Origin of the sequence: Paractinoplanes durhamensis (assembly GCF_016862175.1) — a bacterium.
Taxonomy (GTDB): Bacteria; Actinomycetota; Actinomycetes; order Mycobacteriales; family Micromonosporaceae; genus Actinoplanes; species Actinoplanes durhamensis.
This window is the reverse complement of record NZ_BOML01000002.1, coordinates 132,762-157,139: the sequence shown is the minus strand read 5'-3', so window position 1 is coordinate 157,139 and position 24,378 is coordinate 132,762. Positions and strand designations below refer to the sequence as shown.

Below are 24,378 nucleotides of genomic sequence, written 5' to 3'. Positions count from 1 at the left end.
CATCATCTCGCGGCCGGGGCGGCGCCGGCGTCGGCACTGGCGGCGGTGCCGGCCCGTCGCGAGAGCATGATCAGGAATCCCGCTGGGCGATCTTGATCAGGTCGCCGGGGCGGACCGAGAGGACGACCACCGCCCGGCCGTTGTTGACGGCGATCGCCACGTGGCCGGCCGAATCCTCGTAGACCAGCAGGTCGCCCGGGCCGACCTCGGCGAACGTGCTGCCCCGGTGGGCCCGGACCGCGCCGTTGACCAGCAGCTCGGTGCTCAGCCCGGCCAGCACCTCGCCGCCCGCGGCGAGCTGCACGTTGCCGAACCGGTCGACCGTGATGACCTCGGACTCGATCCAGCCGTCGCCGACCGTCACCACCGGGTCGGGCAGGCGGACCAGGGTGGCCGGGTCGACCCGCGGGCCCGCCTCGGACGGCGGGGCGCCGAGCGCCAGGTGGGCGCCGGCCGGGGCGAACACGTCGCGGCCGTGGAAGGTGCGGGACACCTCGCCCAGCATCCAGTCCTTGTTGGCCAGCTCGTACGCCGTCTCGATGCCGCCGAGCGCCTCGGCCGCCCAGATCAGCACCCCGTTGTCCGGGCCGACCAGCAGGCCGTTCGGCGTGCCGAGCACCACCGCGCGGCGGGCCGTGCCGACGCCCGGGTCGACCACCGCCACGTGCACCGAGGGCGGGAGGAACGGCGCCGTCTGGGCGAGGACGGCGGCGCCGCGCGGCACGTCGGCCGGCGGCACGTGGTGGGTCACGTCGATGACCCGTACGTCGGGGGCGAGGCGCGCGATCGTCCCGTGGCACGCCGCGACGAAACCGTCGAACGTTCCGTAATCGGTGGTGAGGCTGATCCATCCATATCCGGCCATGGTGGAAAACGTTACTGCCCCGCCACTCTTCGTGTGTGACCAGCCCGACAGGGCGCGCCGACGGACATCTGGCAGGTTGGACCCATGCGTCTTGTGATCTTCACCGAGCCCCAGCAGGGGGCCGCCCACAACGACCTGCTCCGGGTCGCGCAAACCGCCGAATCGGCCGGTTTCGATGGGTTCTTCCGCTCCGACCACTACCTGGCGATGGGTGGTTCCGGCGAGCCGGGCCCGACCGACGCCTGGGTGACGCTCGGCGCCCTCGCCGTGCAGACGTCCCGGATCCGGCTCGGCACGCTGGTGACGTCGGCCACGTTCCGGCTGCCCGGCCCGCTGGCCATCGCGGTCGCGCAGGTCGACGAGATGAGCGGCGGCCGGGTCGAGTTCGGCCTGGGTGGCGGCTGGTTCGAGGGCGAGCACACCGCGTACGGCATCCCGTTCCCGCCGGTCGGCGAGCGCTTCGACCGCCTCGAGGAGCAGCTGGAGATCGTCACCGGCCTGTGGGCCACCCCGGCCGGGAAGTCCTTCGACTTCCAGGGCAAGCACTACCAGCTGACCGACTCGCCGGCGCTGCCGAAGCCGGTGCAGTCGCCGCGGCCGCCGGTGATCATCGGCGGGCACGGCAAGAAGCGCACCCCCGCCCTCGCGGCCCGCTTCGCCGACGAGTTCAACGTCCCGTTCGCCAAGATCGAGGACATCGCACCGACGTACGAGCGGGTGCGTCAGGCCAGCGCCGCGATCGGCCGCACCGAGCTGCCGACGTTCTCCGCGGCCGCGGTGCTCTGCGTGGGCCGCGACGACGCCGAGGTGCGCCGGCGGGCCGCGGCGATCGGCCGCGAGGCCGACGAGATGCGCGAGAACGGCGGCGTGGTGGGCACGCTGAGTGAGGCGAAGGCAACCATTCAGCGGTACGCCGAGGCCGGCGCGACCCGCCTCTTCCTGCAGGTCCTCGACCTGTCCGACCTGGACCACGTGGAGCTTGCGGCCCAGTTGGCGTGATGTGCGGGGCGGGCGGCCCGTGGCCGCCCGCCCTGACTCACCGGACGTCGATGAAGATCGGGTTGGTGTAGAACCAGGTGTCCAGCCACGGGTCGCCGTTGCCGGGCTCGTGCGGGATCGGGCCGCGCGGGTCGATCTGGGCGCCGAGCGGGCCGGGGCCGTTGCGGCGGCCGTCGCTGCCGCGCAGCCGCAGGTAGGCCGGCTCGGTGATCGGGTCGATCGGGATGCGCAGCGTGTAGGTGCCGGTGCGACCGTGCACGTCGATGCTGCGGGCGACCCGGGTGGCCGGCGCGCGCCAGTCGGTCCGGTCCCTCGCCGGGCCGCGGACGGCTCCGCGGATCACGTCGACGTGCGCGAGTTTCGGCAGCTCACCGTGGTAGTTCGGACGCGATGCCGTGGTGACGGTGACCTCGAGGGTGAGGCGCTGCCCGCGGCGTACCGTCAGGCGGCCGCCCAGCGTCACGCCGTTCAGGCGCACGTCGATGCCGTCGAGCAGCTGGCCGTGGTCGACCCAGACCCGCCCGGCCCGCAGGCCGGCCATCAGCTGCCGGTAGCCGTAGCCGGTGACGCCGACGTGGGTGCGGCTGAACTGGCCGGGCCAGAAGTCGCTGCCCGGCTGCGGGGTGCCGGTGTCGACCGGGTCGGGCAGCTTGCCGGTGTTGTCGAAGTTCTGCCCGGCCGGCCAGTCGCCGTTGCGCCAGGTGTCGTGGACGGTCCGGTGGTTGTCCGAGTTCGTGGTGATCGAGAACAGCTTGCCCTCGGCCAGCATCGCGTCCCACATGCCGCCGACCGTCGCGGTCATCCAGTCGAAGCCGCCGTGCGTCACGTACGACTCGGCCGGGAAGCCGGTCCACGACGAGGTGGACGGCTTGTTCTCGTACTCGCCGCGGATCGACGTGGCGCCGCGCCAGCCGGGCAGTGCCGCACCCTGGGCGCCGGGTGCGCCCTCCATGCCGATCACGATGCTCGGGTCGGCGTCCCGCCAGCCGCGCACCTCGGCGGGGGAGTCGATGCCGAGCCGGGACGGGTGGTTGGCGAGCACCAGCACGTCCGGCACGTCGCCGGCGCGCTTGCGGGCGGCCAGCCACCTGATCGCGTCCACCGCCAGTTGCTGGTTCTCCGGGGTGTCCGTGGTGCGGTTGAGGAGCTTTCCGTCGTACGCGAGCTCGAATTGCCGAAGGATTTCGGCCTCGCTGTCGCCGGGCGCGGTGAAGACGGTGGCGTGCTCGGCGGCCGGGATGTACCACTCCAGGCCCTGGAAGATCAGCAGGCGCGGGTTCTCGGCCCGCGCCGTCAGCACCTCGGCGTGCTCGGCCAGTGCGCCGCCGGCGTTCGCGTGCCCGACGTTGCTGTGTTCGGTGAACACCATCCAGTCCGGGCCGAACTGGGCGGCTCGTCGCGCCTGCTGGGCGAACGTGTACTTGGCGTCGTGGCTGTAGACCGAGTGCACGTGGTGGTCACCGACCAGCCAGGCCAGTTGCGGATCGTCGTCGCGGTCGTGCGCGGCGGCCGGGCTCGGCATCGCCACGCTGCCCGCTACCGCGAGGCCGCCGAACAGGCCGGCCGTGCGCAACAGGCCGCGGCGCGAGACGCCTTGCGGATCCAACTTCTCTTCGGGTACGGCGGGGTCGGCCCACTCGGGAAGCATCGTCGTCCTCAGCTGGTCAGGAACTGGTCGGGGCGGAGCGCGCGGCCGACGATCCGGACATCGCCCAGCCAGCCGTAGAAGGTCTGCTCGACGACGTTCGCGTACTGGTAGGCACCGAGCAGCCAGGGCTTGCCGGCGTTGGCCAGGCCGACCGCCGGGGTGGACGGGTTGCGCAGCACCGGGCAGCCGTCCACGTACATCACGGTGTGCGTGCCGTCGTTGACCACCGCGACGTGCCACCACCGGTCCAGCGGGAGCAGATGACTCCAGTTCGTGGCGATCCGGTTCTGGTTGCGCGGGAACACCGCCCACTGCAGTTCGGCGCCGGACGACAGGTTGAGCGTCGCCGACGGCTCGGCCGGGTCGTCCCCGGTCTTGCCCGCGTCGGCGCCGGTGTCGGCCCGGGTCACCACCCCGCACCAGGCGTGCCCGTCGGTGAAGTCGGCCGGCAGCTTGAGGAACGCCTCGATCGTGTAGCCGCGGTCCAGGGTGAGCTTGTTGAGCGGCGCGCCATCCTTGGTGCTGAGATAGCTGCCCTTGTTGCGACCGCCGGTGAATCGCAGGCTCGCGTGCGCCGGCTGATCCGGGTGGTGCTCGTCGGAGCGGGTCAGCGGCGCCGTGCCGGCCAGGGACGCGGTGACCAGGTCGTTGCCGTTGCCGGAGAGGTCTTTTACCGCCGCGGGGTCATCGAGCCGCCAGTAGGCGAGCGTGCCCGGGATCAGAACCTTGCTCGCCGGCCGCGGGTCGCGGGGCTTCACCGGCGCAAATCCGGCAAATCGCGCCGGGAAGTCCAGGTCCAGGCTGAAGCGGTTGGCGTCGCCGGTGAGCTCCACCTCCAGCTCGGCGAGTTCGTTGCGCTTCGCGGCGGGCAGACCCTGGAAGTACGGCGAGATGGTCTCCACGTCGACACAGCGCCGGGCCAGGTCGAACCGGTAGAGCCGGATCATCGCCCCGCCGCCGTAGTAGCGGTCCTGGTAGTTGGTGATGTGCACGTGGACGTCGTGCCCGGCGTCGTTCTTCAGCACGGTTCGCCCGGGCGGCCAGAAATGCCCGTTCAGGGTGAGGAAGACCTGGTCGTTGCGGGCGATGAAGTCGTCCCACAGCTGCCGGCCGAAGTCGGACAGGTGCGCCTGGCCGCCGTCGTCGGCGAACGCCAGCTCGTGCGTCGTCACGATCACCGGCAGCGCCGGGTGCTTGTCGATCACCGACTGGGCCCAGGCCAGACCGGCCGCCGAGGGCCGCCAGTCCAGGGCCAGCACCAGCCACGGCCGGCCACCCCCGGTGAAGATGTGCGCGCTGTTGTAGCCGTCCGGGCCGGCCCCGGCGTAGCTCTTCGACCGGGCGAACCGGCCCGGCCCGAACGTCCGCAGGTACGGGCTGTCGCCGCGCTGGTCGGTGGTGTTCGACGCGATGTCGTGGTTGCCGGCCAGCACGCTGTACGCCGCGCCGGCCCGGTCGAGCACCGTGAACGCCTTGCCGATCGCCGCGAACTCGGTGGCCAGCCCGTTCTGGGTCAGGTCACCGAGGTGCGACAGGAAGACGATGTTCTCGTCGCCGGAGTGGTCCAGGATCCAGCGCAGCGACGCGTCGAGCGGCCGGGAGTCACCGCGGTCCTCGTCGAAGAGGTACTGCGTGTCCGGCATCACCACCAGCGTGAAGCGCGGGCCATCCGGGTCGTGCCGGCCGGCCGAGGCGACCGCCGGAGTTGCGGTCGTGGCGCCGCTCACCAGAGCGCCGGCGCCGAGCAGGCCCGCCGCCCGGAACAGGCCGCGGCGGCTGGCCCGCGGCGCGATGTCGCCGTGTTGGTGCAGGTCGGCGCAGTTCGCCGCGGACGACAGGGCATGGGCGAGGCAGGGGTCGCCGTTCTCGTGCATCGGCTCACTATGGCCAGTGCAGCCGACCTCGCCCGTAACTCGTGGAGAACGGCGAACGATCAACCGGTGGTGTTGTCCTATCCTTCGAGATCATGGGGATCTACGTCGCACGGGACCGGACCACGACGGTGATCTCGCGGACCAATCTGCGGGTGCCGGACGGGCGGCCGGTGCGCCGCCGGTGGAGCGCCCTCGTCGAGATCCGCGTCCCCGAACAGCCTGCCCCGGCCGACCGCTCGGTGCCGGCGGTCGTCGCGGTCGGCCTGCCGCCGGTGCTGGTGGCGCTGTTCGCCATGCGTTTCCTCGGGGTCGAGATCGGCATCTTCGCGGGCGGCCTGCTCTTTCTCGTGCTGTGGGCGCTGGTTCCGCCGGTGCGCCGGCGCCGGGCGCGCCGGGTGCATGCGTCCTCGGTCGCCGGTGCCCGCACACTGACCGCGGCGCCGGAACGCACCGCGTTCGACCGAGCCGTCGCCACCGCCGACCGGATCAGCGAGACCTGGCCCGCCCTCGGTGACCTGGTCGACGTGCCGGAGGCGGAGACGTTGCTGGCCGAGGCGCTGTGGGAGATCTCCGGGGTGCTCGCGCGCCGCGAGGAGCTCACCGGGGTGCTGGCCGGGTTGACCAGGCCCGACTTCGCCGGGCTGTCCCCGGTCGACGGCACCGCCGAGAAGCTGCAGGCGCACATCCGGGCGACCAAGGAGGCGCTGTCCGCGGTCGAGATCGACCTGGCGGCCCGCGAGGCGAGCCTGCGCCGGGCCGAGGAGGCCGGCCGCACCTTCATCCGCGAGCGCGAGCTGCGCGAGGCGATCCAGGCCGCCGAGCGTTCGCTGAGTGCGCACCAGGACCCCGCGCTGCCCGCCGCCGATCCCGCCGCCGACCTGGCCGAACACACCCAGCTCGTGCTCTCCGCCTACCGCGAGCTGAATGCGAGCCTGCGCGCCTCCTAGCCTTTGCCGTCGGCGCCGAAGCGGGCCAGGTGGATCATCACCGGGCGCAGGCCTCGTCGCTGGTAGAGGCGGATGGCGGCGTCGTTTCCCTGCAGCGCGGCGATGAACAGGTCGTCGATGCCCGCGGCGGCCAGCTCGGCGTCGACCCGGTCGAGCAGCAGCGTGCCGATGCCCTGACCGCGCATCGCCGGGGCCACCGAGATGGTCTCCAGCTCGGCGATCTTGTCGCCGGTGACCCAGGTGTCGTCCGGGCCGTCGCCGACGTGGACCATGGCGTAGCCGATGAGCTCCTGCTCCCGCTCGGCGATCAGGATGAACGAGTCGGGCGACGTCATCCAGCTCAGGTAGGCGGTGCGCCGGGCCGCCCACGACTGCTCCCGGGGCTGGTAGGCGGCCGGCGGCGCGACCTTCTGGTGGTGCTCGTGCAGGGCCAGCCAGAGCGGCTCCAGCCGATCGACCACCTCGGTGCCGACCCTGCTGATCTCGACGTCCGTCATGATGCTCGCTTTCCGGTTTTCCGAGGGTTAGGGCCGGCCCTAGCCGCGCAGGCGGAGGCCGCGTGGGGTGGGGCGGAAGCCGGCCGTGGTGAGGGCCTCGCTGAGCGGGGTGGCATGCACGGCCTCGCCGTCGGCCCGCTCCACCGACATGGCGCCGAGAGCGCCGGAGCGGACCGCGTCGGCCAGCGCCCGGCCGGCCGCGATCAGGGTCTCCGGGTCGTCGGTGAAGGACAGCAGGGTGCGGCCGCCGCGCTCGACGTAGAGCACCAGGTCGCCGCCGACCAGGACGACCAGGGCACCGGCCTTGCGGCCGGGGCGATGGCCCGCCCTGGTGGTGGATTCGCCGTCACCGGTGTCGATCACCCGGTCGGGCCAGCCGAGCGCGGCGCCGTAGGGGTTGGCCGGGTCGGTCGAGGCCAGCACCACGGCGCTGATCGTGCGGCGCGGCGTCTCGTCCGGGTCGGCCAGGGCGCGCAGCCGGTCGACGGCACCGGGAACCGCGAACTGGGCGGCGCCGAGGCCCTCGACGAAGTAGCCGCGACGGGCCGCGCCGCGCTCCTCCAGCGCGCCCAGCACCGGGTAGACGGCGGCGAAACCGCCGGTCACGCCCTCGGCCATGACGGCGCCGCGGGTCACCACGCCGTGCCGCTCCAGCAGCAGGTCGGCCAGGGCCGCGGCCCGGCGGGTCTGGTCGAGGTCGCGGTCGGGCAGGCGGGACCATCGGCCGGCCATGTTCGGCGGGCCGCCGCGCGCGGGCATCGTCGCCCGCCCCGGCCGGCCCGGCCGGCGGTAGCGGGTGCGGGCCGGCGCGGCCTTGGCCCGGTGCGCGCCGCTGCCGCCGAGCAGGGCGCGCACCGGGGCCAGGGTGTCGTTGGTGAGGTGACCGGCCCACACCAGGTCCCAGACAGCGGCGGACAGCTCGGTGTCGTCGGTGGCGCCCAGCCGGTCGGAGAGCGAGCGGAAGAACAGCGCCTGACCGTCGCCGAGCGTCTCCAGGATGCGCTGGTGCAGCGGGGTGAGGGCCAGCTCGTCGTCGGGCGGCGGCAGCAGCAGCGGCGCGCTGTCGGCCCAGGCCAGGGTGACCCAGCCGTCGTTCGCGCCGATCGAGCCGGACCCGGCCCAGAGCACGTCGCCGCCCGCGCACAGCTCGTCGAGCTGCGGCGGGGCGTAGTCGGCGACCCGGGCCGGCAGCACCAGCCGCTCCCACGCCGAGGCCGGCACCGCGATGCCCTGCAACTGCTCGAGCGAGGCGGCCAGGGCGTCGAGCCCGCGGGCGTTGCCGCCGATCTGGTGCCAGCGCGGCAGGAACGTGGCCAGCACCCGCGGGGGCACCGGCTCGATCTCGCGGCGGAGCGCGGCCAGCGAGCGGCGCCGCAGCATGCGCAGCACCTCGGAGTCGCACCACTCGGTGCCGGCGCCGCCCGGGGTGAACTCGCCCGAGCCGACCCGCCCGGTCGCGCTGAGCCGCTTGAGGGCCTGCTCGACCACGAACACGCCGAGGCCGAACCGGGCCGCGCAGGTCGCCGCCGCGAACGGCCCGTGTGTGCGGGCGTAGCGGGCCACCAGGTCGCCGAGCGGGTCGGTGACCGGCTCCAGGTAGGCCTCCGGCAGGCCGACCGGCAGGGCCACGCCGAGCGCGTCCCGGTAGCGGCCGGCGTCGTCGATGCCGATCCAGCGCTCTTCGCCGGCGATCCGGACCTGGATCGCCCGGCGGGTCGCCTCGAGCTCCCGCGGCCACGCCTCCTCGACGCCGCGCACCGCCAGCTCGGCCGGGGACAGGTCGCCCAGCAGGCGCAGCAGCTCGGCGACGTCCTCCGCGTCGCGTGGCTGCCGCCGGCTGGTCAGCCACTGCAGCTGGGCCTCGGTCTCGGCGACCACCGCCGGGTCGAGCAGCTCGCGCAGGTCGACCCGGCCGAGCAGCTCGCCCAGCAGTGTCGAGTCGAGGGCGAGCGCGGCCGCCCGGCGCTCGGCCAGCGGCGCGTCGCCCTCGTAGAGGAACGCGCCCACGTAGCCGAACAGCAGCGACCGGGCGAACGGCGACGGCCGGGGCGTCTCCACCTCGACCAGCCGCACCTTGCGACCGGCCAGCTCGCGCATCAGCCCGGTCAGGCCGGGCACGTCGAAGACGTCCTGCAGGCACTCGCGGGCCGCCTCCAGGGTGACCGGGAAGTCGGCGAACTCGCGGGCCACGTCGAGCAGCTGGGCCGAGCGCTGCCGCTGCTGCCAGAGCGGCTGCCGGCGGCGTGGGTCGCGGCGGGGCAGCAGCAGCGAGCGGGCCGCGCACTCCCGGAACCGGGACGCGAACAGCGCCGACGTGCCGACCGACTCCTCCACCAGCTGGGCGATCTCCTCGGGGTCGAACGCCACCAGGTCGGCGCCGGGCGGCTCCTCGGCGGTGTCCGGCAGGCGGACCACGATGCCGTCGTCGGACGGCATGACCTGGCCGTCCACCCCGTAGCGCTCGGCCAGCCGGCGGGCGATCGCCAGCGCCCAGGGCGCGTTGACCCGGGCGCCGAGGACACAGTGCACGGTCATCCGCCAGTCGCCCAGCTCGTCGCGGAACCGCTCGACCAGGATCGTCCGGTCGTCCGGCAGGTGGCGGGTGGCCTCGCGCTGCTCGCGGAGGTAGGCGACCAGGTTGTCGGCGGCCCATTCGTCGAGGCCGTTCGCCCGTAGCTTCTCGGTGGCCTTCTCGTCGCCGGCCCGGGCCAGCGACCGCAGCTGGGCGCCGATCGCCCGGCCCAGCTCGATCGGGCGGCCCAGCGAGTCGCCCTTCCAGAACGGCATCCGGGCCGGTGCCCCGGGCGCGGGGGAGACCAGCACCCGGTCGGGGGTGATGTCCTCGATCCGCCATGAGGTCGAGCCGAGCAGGAAGACGTCGCCGACCCGCGACTCGTAGACCATCTCCTCGTCGAGCTCGCCGACCCGGGACGCGCGCTCGGAGCCGGCCAGGAAGACCCCGAACATGCCCCGGTCGGGGATGGTGCCGCCGCTGGTCACGGCCAGTCGCTGGGCGCCGGGGCGGCCGGTGAGCTGGTCGGTCGCGCGGTCCCACACCAGGCGCGGGCGCAGCTCGGCGAACGCGGTCGACGGGTAGCGGCCGGAGAGCATGTCGAGCACCGCGTGCAGGGCCGAGTCGGGCAGCTCGGCGAACGGCGCGGCCCGCCGGACCAGCGCGGCCAGCTCGTCGACCGGCCAGGCGTCGAGCGCCACCATCGCCACGATCTGCTGGGCCAGCACGTCGAGCGGGTTACGCGGATAGCGGAGCTCCTCGATCGCGCCCTCGGCCATCCGGGACGCCACCACCGCGCAGGACACCAGGTCGCCGCGGTGCTTCGGGAAGACCACGCCGCGGGAGACGGCGCCGACCTGGTGCCCGGCCCGGCCGACGCGCTGCAGGCCGGCCGCCACCGACGGCGGCGCCTCGATCTGCACGACCAGGTCGACCGCGCCCATGTCGATGCCGAGCTCCAGGCTGGAGGTGGCGACCACGGCCGGGAGCTGCCCCGACTTCAGCGCCTCCTCGATCTGCTTGCGCTCCTCGCGGGAGACGCTGCCGTGGTGGGCGCGGGCCACCACCGGCGGCGCGCCGCCGGACTGCCCGGCCTGGGCCATCACCTGGGCCGGCATCTTCGTCACCGGCTCCAGCGGGACACCGGCCCGCTCGGCGGCGAGCTCGTTGATGCGGGCGCAGAGCCGCTCGGCGCCGCGCCGCGAGTTGGTGAAGACGATCGTCGAGCGGTGCTCCTGGATGAGGTCGAGCACCCGCTCCTCGACCGCCGGCCAGATCGACGGGGCGTGCCGGCTGCCGTCCGGGTCGTCGAGGCCCGCATCAGGGACCTCGTCGAGGCGGGTCATGTCCTCCACCGGGACCTCGACCGACACCTCGATGGTCTTGGAGCTGGGTGGCTGGACGATCGCCACGTCGTGCGCGCCGCCGAGGAAGCGGGCCGTCTCGTCGATCGGGCGGACCGTCGCGGACAGGCCGATGCGCTGGGCCGGCCGGCCCAGCAGCGCGTCCAGCCGTTCGAGCGAGAGGGCCAGGTGCGCGCCCCGCTTGGTGGCCGCGACCGCGTGCACCTCGTCGACGATCACCGTCTCGATGCCGCGCAGCGAATCCCGGGCGGCCGAGGTGAGCAACAGGTAGAGCGATTCGGGGGTGGTGATCAGGATGTCCGGCGGGGTACGGGCGAACAGGCGCCTTTCCTCGGCCGGGGTGTCGCCGGTGCGCATGCCGACGGTGATGTCGGGCGGCGGGATGCCGAGCCGGCCGGACGCCTGCCGGATGCCGGTGAGCGGGGCCCGCAGGTTGCGCTCGACATCGACCGCGAGGGCCTTGAGCGGGCTCACGTAGAGGACCCGGCAGCGGCGCTTCGGATCCTCCGGGAGGGGCTCGTGGGCCAGCCGGTCGAGCGACCAGAGGAACGCGGCGAGCGTCTTGCCGGAACCGGTCGGGGCCACCACCAGCGCGTTGCGCCGGGCCCCGATGGCCTTCCAGGCGCCGGCCTGGGCGGCGGTGGGCGCGGCGAAGGCGGCGGTGAACCACTCCCGGGTGGCCACGCCGAACTGCGCCATCGCTTCTTCCACGAGAACCATCCTCTCTCGGGGGTACGACAAAAACCGGAGCGAGCGACACCCGTCTATCGGTCAGGTGGGTACGGGACGGACATCCGTCCAGCGGAGTTTCCTGACACGGCGGACCATGGTGCCGTCACATGCCGAAGGCATATACACAACGCGTCATGCGACGAACCGCCAACTGAGGCCCCCACCGACAGGAGGCACCGTGTTCATCCGCGCATCACATCGGCGCCTCGGCAGCGCCGCCGCGGCCCTCGCCGTGGTCGCTGCCGGCATCCTCCTCGCGTCGCCCGCCCGCGCGGCCGGCGACGGTTATGTCCGCCTGGCTCACCTGTCTCCGGACACTCCGGCCGTGGACGTCTACCTCAAATCCACCACCGGCGCGGTCAAGCCGCAGACCTTCAAGGGCGTCGCCTACGGCGCCATGTCGGCCTACCTGCGGCTGCCCACCGGCAACTACCAGGTCGCCATGCGCAAGGCGGGCGCGGCGGCCAGCACCAAGCCGGTGCTCACCACCGACGTCGACGTGGCGGACGGCGGTGCCTACACGGTGGCCGGCGTCGGTCGCTTCGCCGACCTGGGGCTGCGCGTGCTCCAGGACGACCTGCGGCTGCCCGACGCCGGCAAGTCGAAGATCCGGATCATCCAGGCGTCGGTCAAGGCGCCGGTGCTCGACGTGGCCGGGCAGAACGGCAACAAGATCGCCGAGGGCGTCGCCTTCGCCACCACCACCGACTATCGCGAGCTCAACCCCGGGAAGTGGAGCGTGCAGGTGGTGCCGACCGGCGGCGGCCGGACCAGCGTGCTGCCCTGCACGCTCGGCGCCGGCAGCGTCTACTCGCTGATCGTGCTCGACGACAAGGACGGCGGGCTCAAACCGGAACTGCACGTCGACGCGGAACGCCAGGGTGCGGTGCCGCTGGGCGGCGTGGCCACCGGCGGCGGGGGCAGCCAGTCCGGCTCCCGGGTGCCGATGGCCCTGCTGCTCGCGGGGCTCGCCGCGATCTTCGGCGGTGGGCTGGTCATGGTGCTGCGCCGCCGGCTCCGGGCCACCTGACGGGGGTACGCCGTGACGGTCGAGGAACGCGACGGTGAGATGCCGACGGAGATCGCCCGTGGGATCGCCCACCTCGAAGGGCCGGAGGAGCATCCGGCCCGCGGGGTGGCGGTCGTGCCGGGTGCCCTGTCCGTGCCGCGCCGGCGCGTGGTGTGGCCGCCGGTCCTGCCCCGGCCGGGGGTGCTGTTCGAGCGCGCGGTGCCGCCGACGGTCGTCGAACCACCGTCGATCCGGCCGCCGGCCCCCGGCGACGACCCTGGAGAGCGTCGCAGCGGAAGTGCCAGGTTCGGCGTGCGACCCGGAAATCCCGTACGGAAAAAGGGAAGCCTGCGGCGCATCGCGCGCCGCGCCGCGTTGCCCGCCGGAGTCGCCGCGATGGCCGCGTTCGTGGCCGGAACCACCTACCTCGCGCTGACCGGGCAGGCCGAGTCGATCGATCCCGATGTCGGCCGATGGGCCGCATCCTTGCCGGTGGACCTGCCTCCGGCGAGCCAGCGTGCGGGCAATGCCGGACGGCCCGCGGGTGATCCTTTCGGGACGGTGACCGAGGCCGTGAGCGGCGCGCCGACCCGGGTGCGGGTCGGCGCGATCGGGCTGGACTCGCCGCTGGAGACGCTGCATGTCGCGAAGGGCGTGCTGCAGGCACCGAAACGCTTCGACCGAGCGGGGTGGTATGCGGACGGCACCGCCCCCGGCGACGTCGGGCCGGCGGTGCTGGCCGGGCATGTCGACTCGAAGGAGGGACCGGCGATTTTCTACCGGCTGCGCGAACTGGCGGTCGGTGACAGGATCGAGGTGGTGCGGGGCGGGAAGGTGTTGCGGTTCGTCGTCACCGGCACGGCGTGGTACCCGAAAAGGGCATTCCCCACCGGGCAGGTGTACGGTCCGACGCCGGACCGTCAGCTCCGCCTGATCACCTGCGGTGGCGTGTTCGACCACAAATTGCGGTCGTACAAGGACAATCTCGTGGTCTACGCGGTGGCCGGGTGATCGGCGTTCCGCCGGCCGTCCTGGCCTGCTTATTCTGAAGCTGACTCGACGGGTGGGGGCGGGATGGCGGTCGAACGCATGCTCATCGCCGGTCGATACCGCCTGCTCGAGGCGGTCGGCTCCGGCGGGATGGGCCGGGTCTGGCTGGCCCGCGACGAGATGCTCGACCGGGACGTGGCGATCAAGGAATTCGTCCCGCCGGACTGGATGACCGATGACGAGCAGGCCCGGCTGCGCGACCGGACACTGCGCGAGGCGCGCAGCGCCGGCCGGCTCAACCACCCGCACGTGGTCCGGGTCTACGACGTCGTGCACGCCGAGGACCTGCCCTGGATCGTCATGGAGTACGTCCCGTCCCGCTCGCTCCACCAGGTGATTCAGGAGGACGGCCCGTATTCGCCGGTGGCCGCGGCGCGGATCGGGCTGGCCGTGCTGGACGCGTTGACCGCGGCGCACCGGGCCGGCGTGCTGCACCGCGACGTGAAGCCGCACAACGTGCTGATCGGGACCGACGGCCGGGTCGTGCTGACCGATTTCGGCCTGGCCACGTTCGTGGACGACGGATCGGTGACCGGGCCCGGCCTGGTGGTCGGCTCGCCGCAGTACGTGTCACCCGAACGTGCGCGCGATGGTGCATCCACCGTGGAATCCGACATGTGGTCGCTGGGGGCGACGCTCTACGCGGCGGTCGAGGGACGGTCGCCCTACCAGCGCTCGACCGCGATGGCGACGCTGATGTCGCTGGCCACCGAGCCGCCGGATGCGCCGGAGCGGGCCGGGCTGCTCGCGCCGGTCCTGCTCGGGCTGCTGCGGCATGATCCGGCCACCCGGCTGACCGCGAGCGAGGTGGAGCGGCGGCTGCGGATGGTGGTCGCGGCGGCGCCCGGCCGGGGCAGCGTGCCGGAGCCGCGCAAGGCGCGGGGGACGGCCGCCCTGTCGCGTACGCCGGCGGCCCCGCCCGCTTCCGCCCCGCCGTCCCTGCCGCGCGCGCCTTCCGAGGTGCGACCTCGGTCGATGCTCATGGCGGCGGGACTGGCCCTGGTGGCGCTTCTCGGTGGTGGCGGGATCGTGGCCAGTTACATGGTGCAGCGGACCGAGGTCCCGATCGCCTCGCCCTCCGCCCCGTCGACCTCGCCCACCTTCGTCGTCGCCGGCTTTTCGCCGGCCCTCTGTTCCGCGGCCATTTCCAGCACCGTTCGGATGCCGCAGAAGAATGCGGCCCGCGGGGTCAGCGGCTGGGATCTGCTGGCCGGCTGGTCGTATTTCTCCGACGGTTCCGGTTTCCACCTGGCCGTGCCGGACGGCTGGACATTCCGCAAGGTCGGCAATCTGTACTGCTTCCGGGAGCCGGGCGGACAACGGGTGCTCAGTCTCGACACCGGGCGTAATCCGTCCGCCGATCCGGTGGTGGCCTGCCGCGCCGAAGCGAGCCGGCTCGTCAAGGCCGGCGCCCTTCCCGGCTATACCGAGATCTCGATCGAGTCCAAGCCATTGCTGATCAAAGCGGCCGATTGGGAGTACACGTTCGCGGCCGGCGACGGCGGAAAGCTGCACGCGCGGACCCGCTGGTTCGCGAGCAACGGCAAGGGGTACGCGCTGAGCTGGGCCACCCAGGAGATTGACTGGACCACCGACCTCGCCAAGATCAACATGGTCGTGAGCACGTTCTATGCCGATCGGCCCAGCTAGCTCACAGGAACCACTCAGCCGGCGTTGTTAACGTCTTCCCCCATGATCGGCAGTATTCGGCCGGGCTCGGCCCGGCTCTCTGTCCCCAGTTCTCACCAGCCATGCTGATCCTCGTCGGTCTGCTCCTGGTGCTCCTCGTCACCGCCGTCACCGGCTATTTCGTGGCCCAGGAATTCGGATATGTCGCCGCGGATCGCGGCCGCCTGCGCCGGCAGGCCGCGGATGGTGATCGGGCCGCGGCCCGCGCCCTCCGGGTCACCGAGCGGCTCTCTTTCGTGTTGTCGGGCGCCCAGTTGGGCATCACCGTCACCGCACTTCTCGTCGGTTATGTCGCCGAGCCATTTCTGGGTGAAGGATTGGCGTCGCTTCTCGGCGTGACCGGCATTCCGGCCGCGGTGAGCATGCCGATCTCGGTGACGCTCGCGCTGATCCTGGCCACCATCGTGCAAATGGTGTTCGGCGAGCTCGCTCCCAAGAATCTGGCCATTGCCCGGCCGGAGGCGGTGGCGAAAGCGCTGAGCAAGTCGACGCTTCTCTATCTGACCGTCTTCGGGCCGGTGATCCGGCTGTTCGACACCGCCGCGGCGCGGCTCCTGCGGCGGATCGGGATCGAGCCGGTCGAGGAGTTGCCCGAGGGCGCGACGTCCGAGGACCTGTCCCGGATCATCGCCGCGTCCCGGGCCGACGGCGTCCTGTCCGGCGAGATGTCCGCGCTGCTCGATCGCGGGCTGGACTTCCGCAGCCTCACCGCCGGCTCGGTCATGGTGCCGCGGGTCGACGTCCGATTCGTCGATGCGTCCGCCTCGGCCGCCGACGTCGTCGCGCTCCTGGACAGCGGCCACTCCCGCTTCCCGGTTCGCGGATCCAGTTCCGACGAGATCCTCGGTGTGGTGTCGATCTCCGACGTCATCACGGTGCCGCCCGCGCAGCGTTCCACGGTGCTCGTCGCCGACCTGCTGAGCGAGCCGCTGATGGTGCCGTCCTCGCTGCGCCTTCCCGCGGTGCTGGAACGCCTGCGCTCCGGCCGCCGCCAGATGGCGTGCGTGGTCGACGAGTTCGGCGGTTTCGCCGGCGTCGTCACCTTCGAGGACATCGCCGAGGAGTTGGTCGGCCCGATCCGTGGCGAAGACGACCTGCCCGAGCCCGCCCCGGTCCGCCAGGACGACGGGTCCTGGCTGGTGCCGGCCCGCTGGCGGCTCGACGAGATCAGCGACGCCACCGGCGTCGACCTGCCCCTCTCGGACGACTACGACACGGTGTCCGGCCTGGTCATGGCGCGTCTCGGCCGGGTGGCCAAGGCAGGCGACTCGCTGACGCTGGACGATCTTTCGGTACGCGTGGAAAGCGTCAACCGCCACGTTCCGCAGACGGTGAGGTTGTCGCGATGATCGCCGTACTCGCCGTGTTGCTGCTCGTCGGCAACGCGTTCTTCGTGGCCGCCGAGTTCGCCCTGGTGGCCAGCAAGCGACACCGCCTGGAGCAGGCGGCCGCGACCGGTGGCCGGGCCGCGGCGGCCGCCCTGGCCGGCAGTCGCAGCCTTCCGCTCATGCTCGCCGGCGCCCAGCTCGGCATCACGCTGTGCTCGCTGGGCCTGGGTGCCCTGGCCGAACCGGCGCTCGCCCATTGGCTGACCCCGCTGCTGCACGGCGTGGGACTGCCCACCCTGGCCGGCCACGCGATCGCGTTCGTGATCGCCCTCGGGGTGGTCACGTTCCTGCATCTGGTCGTCGGCGAGATGATGCCGAAGTCCTGGGCGATCACCGACCCCGAGCGCTCGGCCGTCCTGCTGGCGCTGCCGTTCCGGGCCTTCGCCCGGATCGTCGGACCGGTGCTGCGACTGCTGAACGCCCTGGCCAACGCCGTGCTCAAGCCGTTCGGCGTGCGGCCGGAGGGCCAGCTGGCGGTGTCCCACGGCCCGGCCGAGATGCAGATGCTGCTGGACCGCTCCCGGGCCGAGGGCCTGATCGAGGCCGAGAAGACCGAGTTGCTCAGCAACGTGCTCGGCCTCGGCTCGCTGCGCGTCCGCGAGGTCGCCCACCCGGTCGACCGCCTGGTCACCGTTCCGTCGTCGGCGTCGGTCGCCGACGTGGAGCTGGCGTCGATGGGCAGTGGCCGGTCCCGGCTGGCGGTCACCGCCGCCGACGGCTCGGTCGCCGGTTTCGTGCACGTGCGCGAGGTGGTCCGGGCGACCACCGCCGGCCTGGACGTGCGGGCCGCCGACCTGATGGACGAGCCGTTCACCCTCGACGCCGAGTCGCGGGTGGTCGACGCCGTGGCCGCGATGCAGGCCGGCCGGGCCCAGCTGGCCGTGGTCCGCAAGGGCGGATCGGTGGTCGGCTTCGTGGCCCTGGAGGACCTGCTGGAGCAGGTGCTCGGCCCGTTCGACGACGAGACCGATCCGGTGTCCGTCGCCCTCTAGTCCCACCCCTTTTGTTGAGTTTTGTGTTCGCCACCCCGTCCGTTCAAGGAGGAATGACCCGGTGGTTTTCAAGAAGATGATGCGCGCCTTCGGCGTCGGCGGCCCGTCCGTCGACACTGTCCTGGCCAACCCGAACGTCCGCCCCGGCCTGGCTCTCGACGGCCAGGTCCGGGTCCTCGGCGGCGACCACGACGCCACCATCGAGCAGATCGTCCTGGGCCTGGTCACCCGGGTCGAGCACGAACACGGCGACGGTCTCGCCGAGTTCTACCGCCTGCCCGTCACCGGTGCGTTCCAGTTGCGCGCCGGCGAGCAGCGGGACCTGCCGTTCTCGTTCCCGGTGCCGTGGGAGACCCCGATCACTCACGTCTACGGCAACCGCCTGCATGGCATGACCATGGGCCTGCGCACCGAGCTGGCCGTGGCCAAGGCCGTCGACAAGGGCGACCTGGACGAGGTGGCGGTGCACCCGCTGCCCGCCCAGGAACGCATCCTCGACGCGTTCGCGGCCCAGGGCTTCCGCTTCGCGAAGGCCGACCTGGAGCACGGCGCCATCCACGGCGTGCACCAGCAGCTGCCCTTCTACCAGGAGATCGAGTTCTACCCGCCGCCGCACCTGTCCGGCGGCATCAACGAGGTGGAGGTCACCTTCGTCGCCGACCCGAACGGCGTAGAGGTGATCCTGGAGTTCGACAAGCGGGGCGGTTTCCTGGCGCCGGGCCACGACGCGTACGGCCGTTTCCGCGTCTCCCACGCCGAGGCCGACACCACCGACTGGAACGCGGTGGTCGGTTCCTGGGTGTCCGATGCGTCCGGCCGCTATCAGGGCCTGCGCGGTGCCTCCGGCTTCGGGGGCCAGGGCTTCGCTGGTCAGGGCGGCTTCGGCGGTCATGGCGGTCACGGCGCAGGCGGTCACGGCGGTTACGGCGGTCACGGCGGTTACGGCGCGGGCGGCCACGGTGGCGGCGGTCACGGGCACCATGGCCACTACCGCCGCGGACCCGGGATGGGCGCGGTGGCCGCGGGTGTGGCCGGCGGCGTCGTGGGCGGCATGGTCCTGGGCGAGGTATTCGACGAGGTATTCGAGGACGAAGGCGATGACGGCGGCGGCGACGAGTAGCCACCGCGGTTAGTTCACCGCAGCATCAACCACCGGGTCGGGCCGCGCTCAGCGCGCCCGGCCCGGTCTTGGTTCGCATCAGCCGATGCTCGCTGTCGCGAGCTTTACCCCGAAGCCGACGAAGAGAGCGCCCACGCCGGTGGCGACTCCGGCCGCCAGTTTACGGCGGCGGCGGAACTGGGCCGCCAGGAATTTGCCGCCGAAGATCAGTGCGGTCAGATACAGCGAACTGAACACCTGCACCACCGCGCCGAGCAGCAGGAACGACACGACCGGGTGCGCGTAGCCGGGCTCGACGAACTGGATGAAGAACGAGACGAAGAACAGGATCCCCTTCGGGTTGAGCAGGCTGATCACCGCCGCTCGCCGGAACGGATGGCGTTGATCGGCCGGCTCGGTCGCGGAAAGACCGGCGTCAGCGTCGGCGGCGTCGATGGGCGCGGCGATGGGTTTTCGGCGGCGGCCCAGCGCGCCGCGGATGATGCCGAAGCCGAGCCAGAACAGGTAGGCCGCCCCCGCGTACTTGATGACCAGGAACAGCGGCGGGTAGCTGCGCAGCAGTGATGCCACCCCGGCCGCCGACAGCGTCATCAGGACCGCGTCGCCGACGAGCACCCCGGCCGTGGCCTGATAGCCGGCGCGCACCCCGCGGCGCGCGCCGACCGACAGCACGAAGATCGAGTTTGGCCCCGGGAGCAGGACGATCGCCGCGCAGCCCAGCACGTACGTCCAGAAATCGGTGATACCCAGCACGTCATCGACCCTATGCGCTCGTCAGGGCGGCGGAACCGCCCGCATGCAGCCGCTCGCGCAGTCGTTTCGCGGCGGCCGGCCACTCGTCGGCGGTCATGGCGAACACCACGGTGTCACGCCAGCTGCCGTCGAGCCGCAGCCGCTGGTGGCGGAGCACGCCGTCGCGGGTGGCGCCGAGCCGGGCGATCGCGTTCTGCGAGCGCTCGTTGTGGATGTCCGTATACCAAAAGACCTTCTCGGCGCCGAGCACCTCGAACGCGTGCTCGAGCAGCATGAGCTTGGCCTCGGTGTTCACCCCGGTGCGCCACCACGGCCGGCCCACCGTGGTGTGCCCGATCGCGAGCGAGCGGTTGACCGGATCGACTTCGTGATAGCTGGTCAGGCCGACAACCGTGCCGGTGGCCGGATCGACCTGGGCCCACGGCATCTGGACGCCGGCCCATTGGCGGCGGAGCAGGTCACCGAGGTGCGCGGTCATTTCCTCGACGGTGCGCGGCTGCGCCGTCGGAAGGTAACGCCAGACCTCCTCGTCGGCGAGCGCGTCGAGCATCCCGGCGGCGTGCCCGGGCGTCAGTGGCTCGAGCCGCACGTGCCGGCCCTCCAGGAGCACCGGCTGCACCCACGGCGAACCGCCACCGGGCAGGTAGGACGGTGGCGCGGCGGCCACTCCCGGATCGGTCTGCGGCGGCCCGAACGTCCTGGTCACCGGCAGAACACCGGCCCAGTGCGGCAGCGCCAGATCATCCGGATCGTCGCCGACCCCGCCGCTGCGGGCCCGGGCCGAGACCTCCACGAGCGGTAGGGCGAGCAGGCTGGTCTGTGCCAGCTCGCGGGCGTTGGGCGGCCGGCTGTCCGCAGCGCGGCCCGCACCGACCTTGTCGGCCAGCGCGAGCATGGCGGTGAGCTTCTCGTCCGGGTCGGTCACCGGGCGGGCGACCCCGTGTGCGACCACGGATCGGTAGTTGGCGCTGTGGTTGAACTGCGATCTCGCGTACACAATCGCGTCGAGAAGGGTGACGCTCACGCAGACCCGGACCCCGTCGGCGCGGGCCGTGAGGCCGAGCCGGGCCCCGCTGGAGCCGTGCAGATAAAGGGTGTCGCCGACGCGGACGTGCAGGGTGGGCAGCACGCGGGGCTCGCCGTCGAGCACGAACGCGACGGAACAGTCATACGCCTCGTCGAGGATGGCGTGTGCCTGGACGGCGTCGTAGCTCATCCGGTTGCGGTCGCGGGTGGCAGTGGTGCGCTCCGTCGAGGAGTAGAGCTCGGGCATCGGGGGCCTCCGTGATGCTTGCCTTCACTGCTGTACTAGTACATAGTCTTTCTTGTGTCAGCACAGTATCAGGTCAGCGGCGACAGCGCCGCCTCGATTTCGGCCAGCATCGAGTCCGGCATCATGAAGGGCGACTTCATCTGGGGTGCCGCCCTGCCGTCCATCCGGGTCCTCGCCGGCGACCTGCACGTCAGCCCGGCCACCGTGGCGAAGGCCTATCAGGAGCTTCGTCATCGCGGCGTCGTGGAGTCCGACGGCCGGCGCGGCACCCGGGTCCGGTCCCGGCCGCCGATCGCCAGCCGGCGGGCCGGCCTGCGCCTGCCCGTTCCCGAGGGGGTGCGCGACCTCTCCTCCGGCGAGCCCGACCTGCGCTGGCTGCCGCCACTCGGCCCGGCCCTGCACGCGGTCGCCGACATGACCGGTCCACCGCAGGGTTACGCCTCGGCGGTCGCGATGCCCGAGCTGATCGACGTCGCCCGCCCCCGTCTGGCCGCCGACGGCGTGCCGATGGCGGAGGCCGCGATCACCGCGACCCCGGGCACCCTCGACGCGATCGAGCGCCTGCTCAACGCCCATCTGCGCCCGGGCGACGCGGTCGCGACGGAGGATCCCGGCTGGGCCAACCTGATCGACCTGCTGGCCGCCCTCGACCTGCGCCCGATCCCGGTCACGATCGACCAGGAAGGCCCCGAGCCGGAGTCGCTGGCCGCCGCCCTGCGGTCCGGTGCCCGGGCCGCCGTCATCACCGTGCGCGCGCAAAATCCGACCGGGGCCGCCGTCTCCGAGTCCCGCGCGGCCGCGTTGCGCGAAGTGCTCGCCCAGCACCACGGCGTCCTGCTCATCGAGGACGATCACGCCGCCGAGCTGGCCGGCGCACCGCTGCACTGCCTGGGTCCGGTGACCGAGTCGTGGGCGTTCATCCGCTCGGCCTCCAAACCGTTCGGTCCCGACCTGCGCATCGCGGTGGTGGCGGGCGACGAGGTCACGATCGCCCGGGTGGTCGGCCGCATGCGGCTCGGCGCCGGCTGGGTCTCCACCGTTCTGCAGCGTCTGCTGCTGCATCTCTGGCTCGACGACGACGTGACGGCCACGGTTTCCGGCGCGGCCGCCGGCTACGCCCGGCGCCGGCGAGCCCTGTGCGACGCCCTCTCCGCGCGCGGGCTGGCGGCCGAGGGTGCGACCGGCATCAACATCTGGGTACGCGTTCCGGACGAGACCCGCACGATCGGCCTGCTCCGCGAGTCCGGCTATGCGGTCGCACCCGGCTCGCTGTTCCGGATCGCCAGCCCGCCCGGCATCCGCATCACGATCAGCCCGCTCGAGGATGCCGACATCGTGCCGCTGGCCGAGGCGGTGGCCGCCGCGGCCAGCCTGGCGGACCTCTCGTCACCCTCCCGATGACGCCGCCGTGCGTGCGCCGGCCGGCTTCGGGTAAAACCATGGGATGCCAAGGACCGACGCGCCGGTCGGCGCGCAGGAGTGGGTGCCACCGCACGCCCGGAGCATCGAGGAGCTCAAATCGGCCGCCGCCGGCTGCGAGGGCTGCGAGCTGTTTGCGGACGCGACCCAGACCGTCTTCGGCCGGGGTGCCGAGCACGCGAAGATCGTGTTCGTCGGCGAGCAGCCCGGCGACGTCGAGGACCAGCACGGCCTGCCGTTCATCGGCCCGGCCGGCCGGCTCCTGCGCGAGGCGGTCGACGACGCCGGCATCGACCCGGCCCAGCTGTACATCACGAACGCCGTGAAGCACTTCCGGTTCGAGCTGCGTGGCCGGCGTCGCATCCACCAGACGCCCGGGCCGGCGCACATCGCCGCCTGCCGGCCCTGGGTGGTGGCCGAGTTCGCGCTGCTCAAGCCGGAGCTGGTGGTCGTGCTCGGCGCCACCGCGGGCAAGGCGCTGCTCGGCCCGTCGTTCCGGGTCACCCAGCAGCGCGGCCGTCTGATGCCGTGGCCGGTCTCGGCCCAGCACCCGGAGGATTTCCCGGTCGCGGAGATCCAGGCGCTCGCCACGATCCACCCGTCCGCGGTGCTGCGTGCCGACGACCGGGAAACCGCCTTCCGGGGCCTGGTCGACGACCTCAAGGTCGCCGCGGCGGCGGTGCGCTGACCGCGAGTCCATTGCGGAACGGCGGCGGACCGGCGGCCGGCGGGCGATGGGCGATGGGCGGTGGGACGCTGCCGGCGAGGCCGCTGGGTAGGCTCTGGGCGTGCGTTTGACGGAATTCTGGACGCGGCTCGAGCAGGTCTTCGGTGCCGCCTATGCGCGGAGCATCGCGGCTGATCATTCCTTCGCGGGCCTCGACGATCGGACGATCGATCAGGCAATTACGGAAGGTGTCGACACCGCTACCATCTGGCGTGCCGTAGTGGCCGCCTACCCCGATCGGGTGCCTGCCCGCCTGCGCTGACCAAATTTTCGTACGCTTGTTCTGGCGTGTTGCTTCGATCTAGAACACCTGTTCGGCTATTGTCCACAGCGACCATGGTCATCCACAGCTCGGGGCAGGGCAGCGGATTTTTGTCATACCCACCGCCTACCTTGTAGCCCGTGGTGATGAATAGAGGCTCAGCGAAGGTGCCAGGGAAATCGAATACAGGGGTGGCGGACATGGTGGCAGGACCCGACCGAGATAAAGCTCTCGATCTGGCACTGGCTCAGATCGACAAGCAGTTCGGCAAGGGCTCGGTGATGCGGCTCGGAGAGCGGCCGGTCGTGCAGACCGCCATCATCCCGACCGGGTCCATCGCGCTTGATGTGGCGCTCGGCGTCGGCGGTCTGCCGCGCGGCCGGGTCATCGAGATCTATGGCCCCGAGTCCAGCGGTAAGACGACGGTCGCGCTGCACGCGGTGGCCAACGCTCAGAAGAACGGCGGCATCGCGGCGTTCATCGACGCCGAGCACGCCCTCGACCCGGAGTATGCGAAGGCCCTCGGTGTCGACACCGACGCCCTGCTGGTCTCCCAGCCCGACACCGGCGAGCAGGCGCTCGAGATCGCCGACATGCTGATCCGCTCCGGCGCGCTCGACATCATCGTGATCGACTCGGTGGCGGCGCTCGTGCCGCGCGCCGAGATCGAGGGCGAGATGGGCGACAGCCACGTCGGTCTGCAGGCCCGGCTCATGAGCCAGGCACTCCGCAAGATCACCGGCATTCTCAACAACTCGGGCACCACCGCGATCTTCATCAACCAGCTCCGCGAGAAGATCGGCGTCATGTTCGGCTCGCCCGAGACGACGACCGGTGGCCGCGCCCTGAAGTTCTACGCGTCCGTGCGTCTCGACGTGCGCCGCATCGAGAGCTTGAAGGACGGCACCGACGTGGTCGGCAACCGCACCCGCGTCAAGGTCGTGAAGAACAAGGTGGCCGCGCCGTTCAAGCAGGCCGAGTTCGACATCATGTATGGCAAGGGCATCTCGCGTGAGGGCTCGCTCATCGATGTCGGCGTCGAGCAGAACATCATCCGCAAGTCCGGCGCCTGGTACACGTATGACGGCGACCAGCTCGGCCAGGGCAAGGAGAAGGCGCGGGAGTTCCTCAAGGAAAACCCCGACGTCGCCGCCGAGATCGAGAAGAAGATCCTCGAGAAGCTCGGCGTCGGCCAGACCACGGGCGACGCCGCCGGCGGCCCCGAACTTCCGCCGGTCGACTTCTGATCGAGGTAGCA

19 protein-coding genes are annotated in these 24,378 nt (G+C 72.2%); 12 read left to right on the top strand and 7 right to left on the bottom strand.

Annotated elements, in window-relative coordinates; all coding sequences use genetic code 11:
* Window positions 1-70 precede the first annotated feature (70 nt).
* A complete protein-coding gene (locus Adu01nite_RS00810) occupies window positions 71-865 on the bottom strand; it encodes an SAM hydrolase/SAM-dependent halogenase family protein (RefSeq protein ID WP_203724230.1) in 795 nt (264 codons plus the stop codon).
* Window positions 866-949: 84 nt separating this feature from the next.
* On the opposite strand from Adu01nite_RS00810, the gene Adu01nite_RS00805 reads away from it, so the two are divergent.
* Window positions 950-1,864: an LLM class F420-dependent oxidoreductase gene (locus Adu01nite_RS00805; protein ID WP_203724229.1), complete on the top strand. Its 915-nt coding sequence runs from the start codon at window positions 950-952 to the stop codon at window positions 1,862-1,864.
* A gap of 37 nt (window positions 1,865-1,901) precedes the next feature.
* Here the strand turns inward: Adu01nite_RS00805 and Adu01nite_RS00800 are convergent, their stop codons facing one another.
* Window positions 1,902-3,512, bottom strand: coding sequence for a PHP domain-containing protein (locus Adu01nite_RS00800; protein WP_203724228.1), 1,611 nt, complete (start codon window positions 3,510-3,512; stop codon window positions 1,902-1,904).
* An 8-nt stretch (window positions 3,513-3,520) separates the two neighbouring features.
* Complete coding sequence (locus Adu01nite_RS00795; RefSeq protein WP_203724227.1) at window positions 3,521-5,386, bottom strand: LamG-like jellyroll fold domain-containing protein; 1,866 nt, start codon at window positions 5,384-5,386, stop codon at window positions 3,521-3,523.
* A gap of 92 nt (window positions 5,387-5,478) precedes the next feature.
* Here Adu01nite_RS00795 and Adu01nite_RS00790 point away from each other — a divergent pair, with 92 nt between their 5' ends.
* Window positions 5,479-6,333, top strand: a complete 855-nt coding sequence (locus Adu01nite_RS00790) for a hypothetical protein (RefSeq protein WP_203724226.1) — start codon at window positions 5,479-5,481, stop codon at window positions 6,331-6,333.
* Here the strand turns inward: Adu01nite_RS00790 and Adu01nite_RS00785 are convergent.
* On the bottom strand, window positions 6,330-6,830 hold the full coding sequence (locus Adu01nite_RS00785) for a GNAT family N-acetyltransferase (protein WP_203724225.1): 501 nt from the start codon (window positions 6,828-6,830) through the stop codon (window positions 6,330-6,332). The two genes, Adu01nite_RS00790 and Adu01nite_RS00785, sit on opposite strands and share 4 nt — an antisense overlap.
* 39 nt (window positions 6,831-6,869) lie before the next feature.
* Entirely contained in the window at window positions 6,870-11,405 is a 4,536-nt protein-coding gene (locus Adu01nite_RS00780; RefSeq protein ID WP_438871059.1) for an ATP-dependent helicase, read from the bottom strand.
* Between the two features lie 211 nt (window positions 11,406-11,616).
* Between Adu01nite_RS00780 and Adu01nite_RS00775 the strand changes: the two genes are divergently transcribed.
* The 6 genes from Adu01nite_RS00775 to Adu01nite_RS00750 all read left to right on the top strand — a co-directional run bounded on the left by Adu01nite_RS00775 (window position 11,617) and on the right by Adu01nite_RS00750 (window position 18,686).
* Window positions 11,617-12,468 carry a DUF4397 domain-containing protein gene (locus Adu01nite_RS00775; protein WP_203724223.1) on the top strand — a complete coding sequence of 284 codons (852 nt, stop codon included), beginning with the start codon at window positions 11,617-11,619 and terminating at the stop codon, window positions 12,466-12,468.
* A 12-nt stretch (window positions 12,469-12,480) separates the two neighbouring features.
* Entirely contained in the window at window positions 12,481-13,458 is a 978-nt protein-coding gene (locus tag Adu01nite_RS47485; protein ID WP_239132023.1) for a sortase domain-containing protein, read from the top strand.
* A 63-nt stretch (window positions 13,459-13,521) separates the two neighbouring features.
* Window positions 13,522-15,147: a protein kinase domain-containing protein gene (locus tag Adu01nite_RS00765; protein ID WP_203724222.1), complete on the top strand. Its 1,626-nt coding sequence runs from the start codon at window positions 13,522-13,524 to the stop codon at window positions 15,145-15,147.
* Between the two features lie 101 nt (window positions 15,148-15,248).
* Entirely contained in the window at window positions 15,249-16,535 is a 1,287-nt protein-coding gene (locus Adu01nite_RS00760; protein ID WP_203724221.1) for a hemolysin family protein, read from the top strand.
* Window positions 16,532-17,566 carry a hemolysin family protein gene (locus Adu01nite_RS00755; protein WP_203724220.1) on the top strand — a complete coding sequence of 345 codons (1,035 nt, stop codon included), beginning with the start codon at window positions 16,532-16,534 and terminating at the stop codon, window positions 17,564-17,566. Before Adu01nite_RS00760 ends, Adu01nite_RS00755 begins: the two co-directional genes overlap by 4 nt.
* Before the next feature lie 61 nt (window positions 17,567-17,627).
* Window positions 17,628-18,686, top strand: a complete 1,059-nt coding sequence (locus Adu01nite_RS00750; protein WP_203724219.1) for a sporulation protein — start codon at window positions 17,628-17,630, stop codon at window positions 18,684-18,686.
* A gap of 78 nt (window positions 18,687-18,764) precedes the next feature.
* Here the strand turns inward: Adu01nite_RS00750 and leuE are convergent, their stop codons facing one another.
* Together leuE and Adu01nite_RS00740 are read right to left on the bottom strand one after the other, a co-directional pair.
* Window positions 18,765-19,439 carry a leucine efflux protein LeuE gene (gene leuE / locus Adu01nite_RS00745; RefSeq protein WP_203724218.1) on the bottom strand — a complete coding sequence of 225 codons (675 nt, stop codon included), beginning with the start codon at window positions 19,437-19,439 and terminating at the stop codon, window positions 18,765-18,767.
* Window positions 19,440-19,449: 10 nt separating this feature from the next.
* Entirely contained in the window at window positions 19,450-20,712 is a 1,263-nt protein-coding gene (locus tag Adu01nite_RS00740; RefSeq protein WP_203724217.1) for a bifunctional pyridoxamine 5'-phosphate oxidase family protein/GNAT family N-acetyltransferase, read from the bottom strand.
* Window positions 20,713-20,766: 54 nt separating this feature from the next.
* On the opposite strand from Adu01nite_RS00740, the gene Adu01nite_RS00735 reads away from it, so the two are divergent.
* From Adu01nite_RS00735 to recA, 4 genes are all read left to right on the top strand, one after another.
* On the top strand, window positions 20,767-22,113 hold the full coding sequence (locus Adu01nite_RS00735) for an aminotransferase class I/II-fold pyridoxal phosphate-dependent enzyme (protein ID WP_203724216.1): 1,347 nt from the start codon (window positions 20,767-20,769) through the stop codon (window positions 22,111-22,113).
* Window positions 22,114-22,156: 43 nt separating this feature from the next.
* Window positions 22,157-22,819, top strand: a complete 663-nt coding sequence (locus tag Adu01nite_RS00730) for a UdgX family uracil-DNA binding protein (RefSeq protein ID WP_203724215.1) — start codon at window positions 22,157-22,159, stop codon at window positions 22,817-22,819.
* A gap of 100 nt (window positions 22,820-22,919) precedes the next feature.
* On the top strand, window positions 22,920-23,120 hold the full coding sequence (locus tag Adu01nite_RS00725; RefSeq protein WP_203724214.1) for a DUF3046 domain-containing protein: 201 nt from the start codon (window positions 22,920-22,922) through the stop codon (window positions 23,118-23,120).
* Between the two features lie 200 nt (window positions 23,121-23,320).
* Window positions 23,321-24,367 carry a recombinase RecA gene (recA, locus tag Adu01nite_RS00720; protein ID WP_203724213.1) on the top strand — a complete coding sequence of 349 codons (1,047 nt, stop codon included), beginning with the start codon at window positions 23,321-23,323 and terminating at the stop codon, window positions 24,365-24,367.
* Window positions 24,368-24,378: the final 11 nt, after the last annotated feature.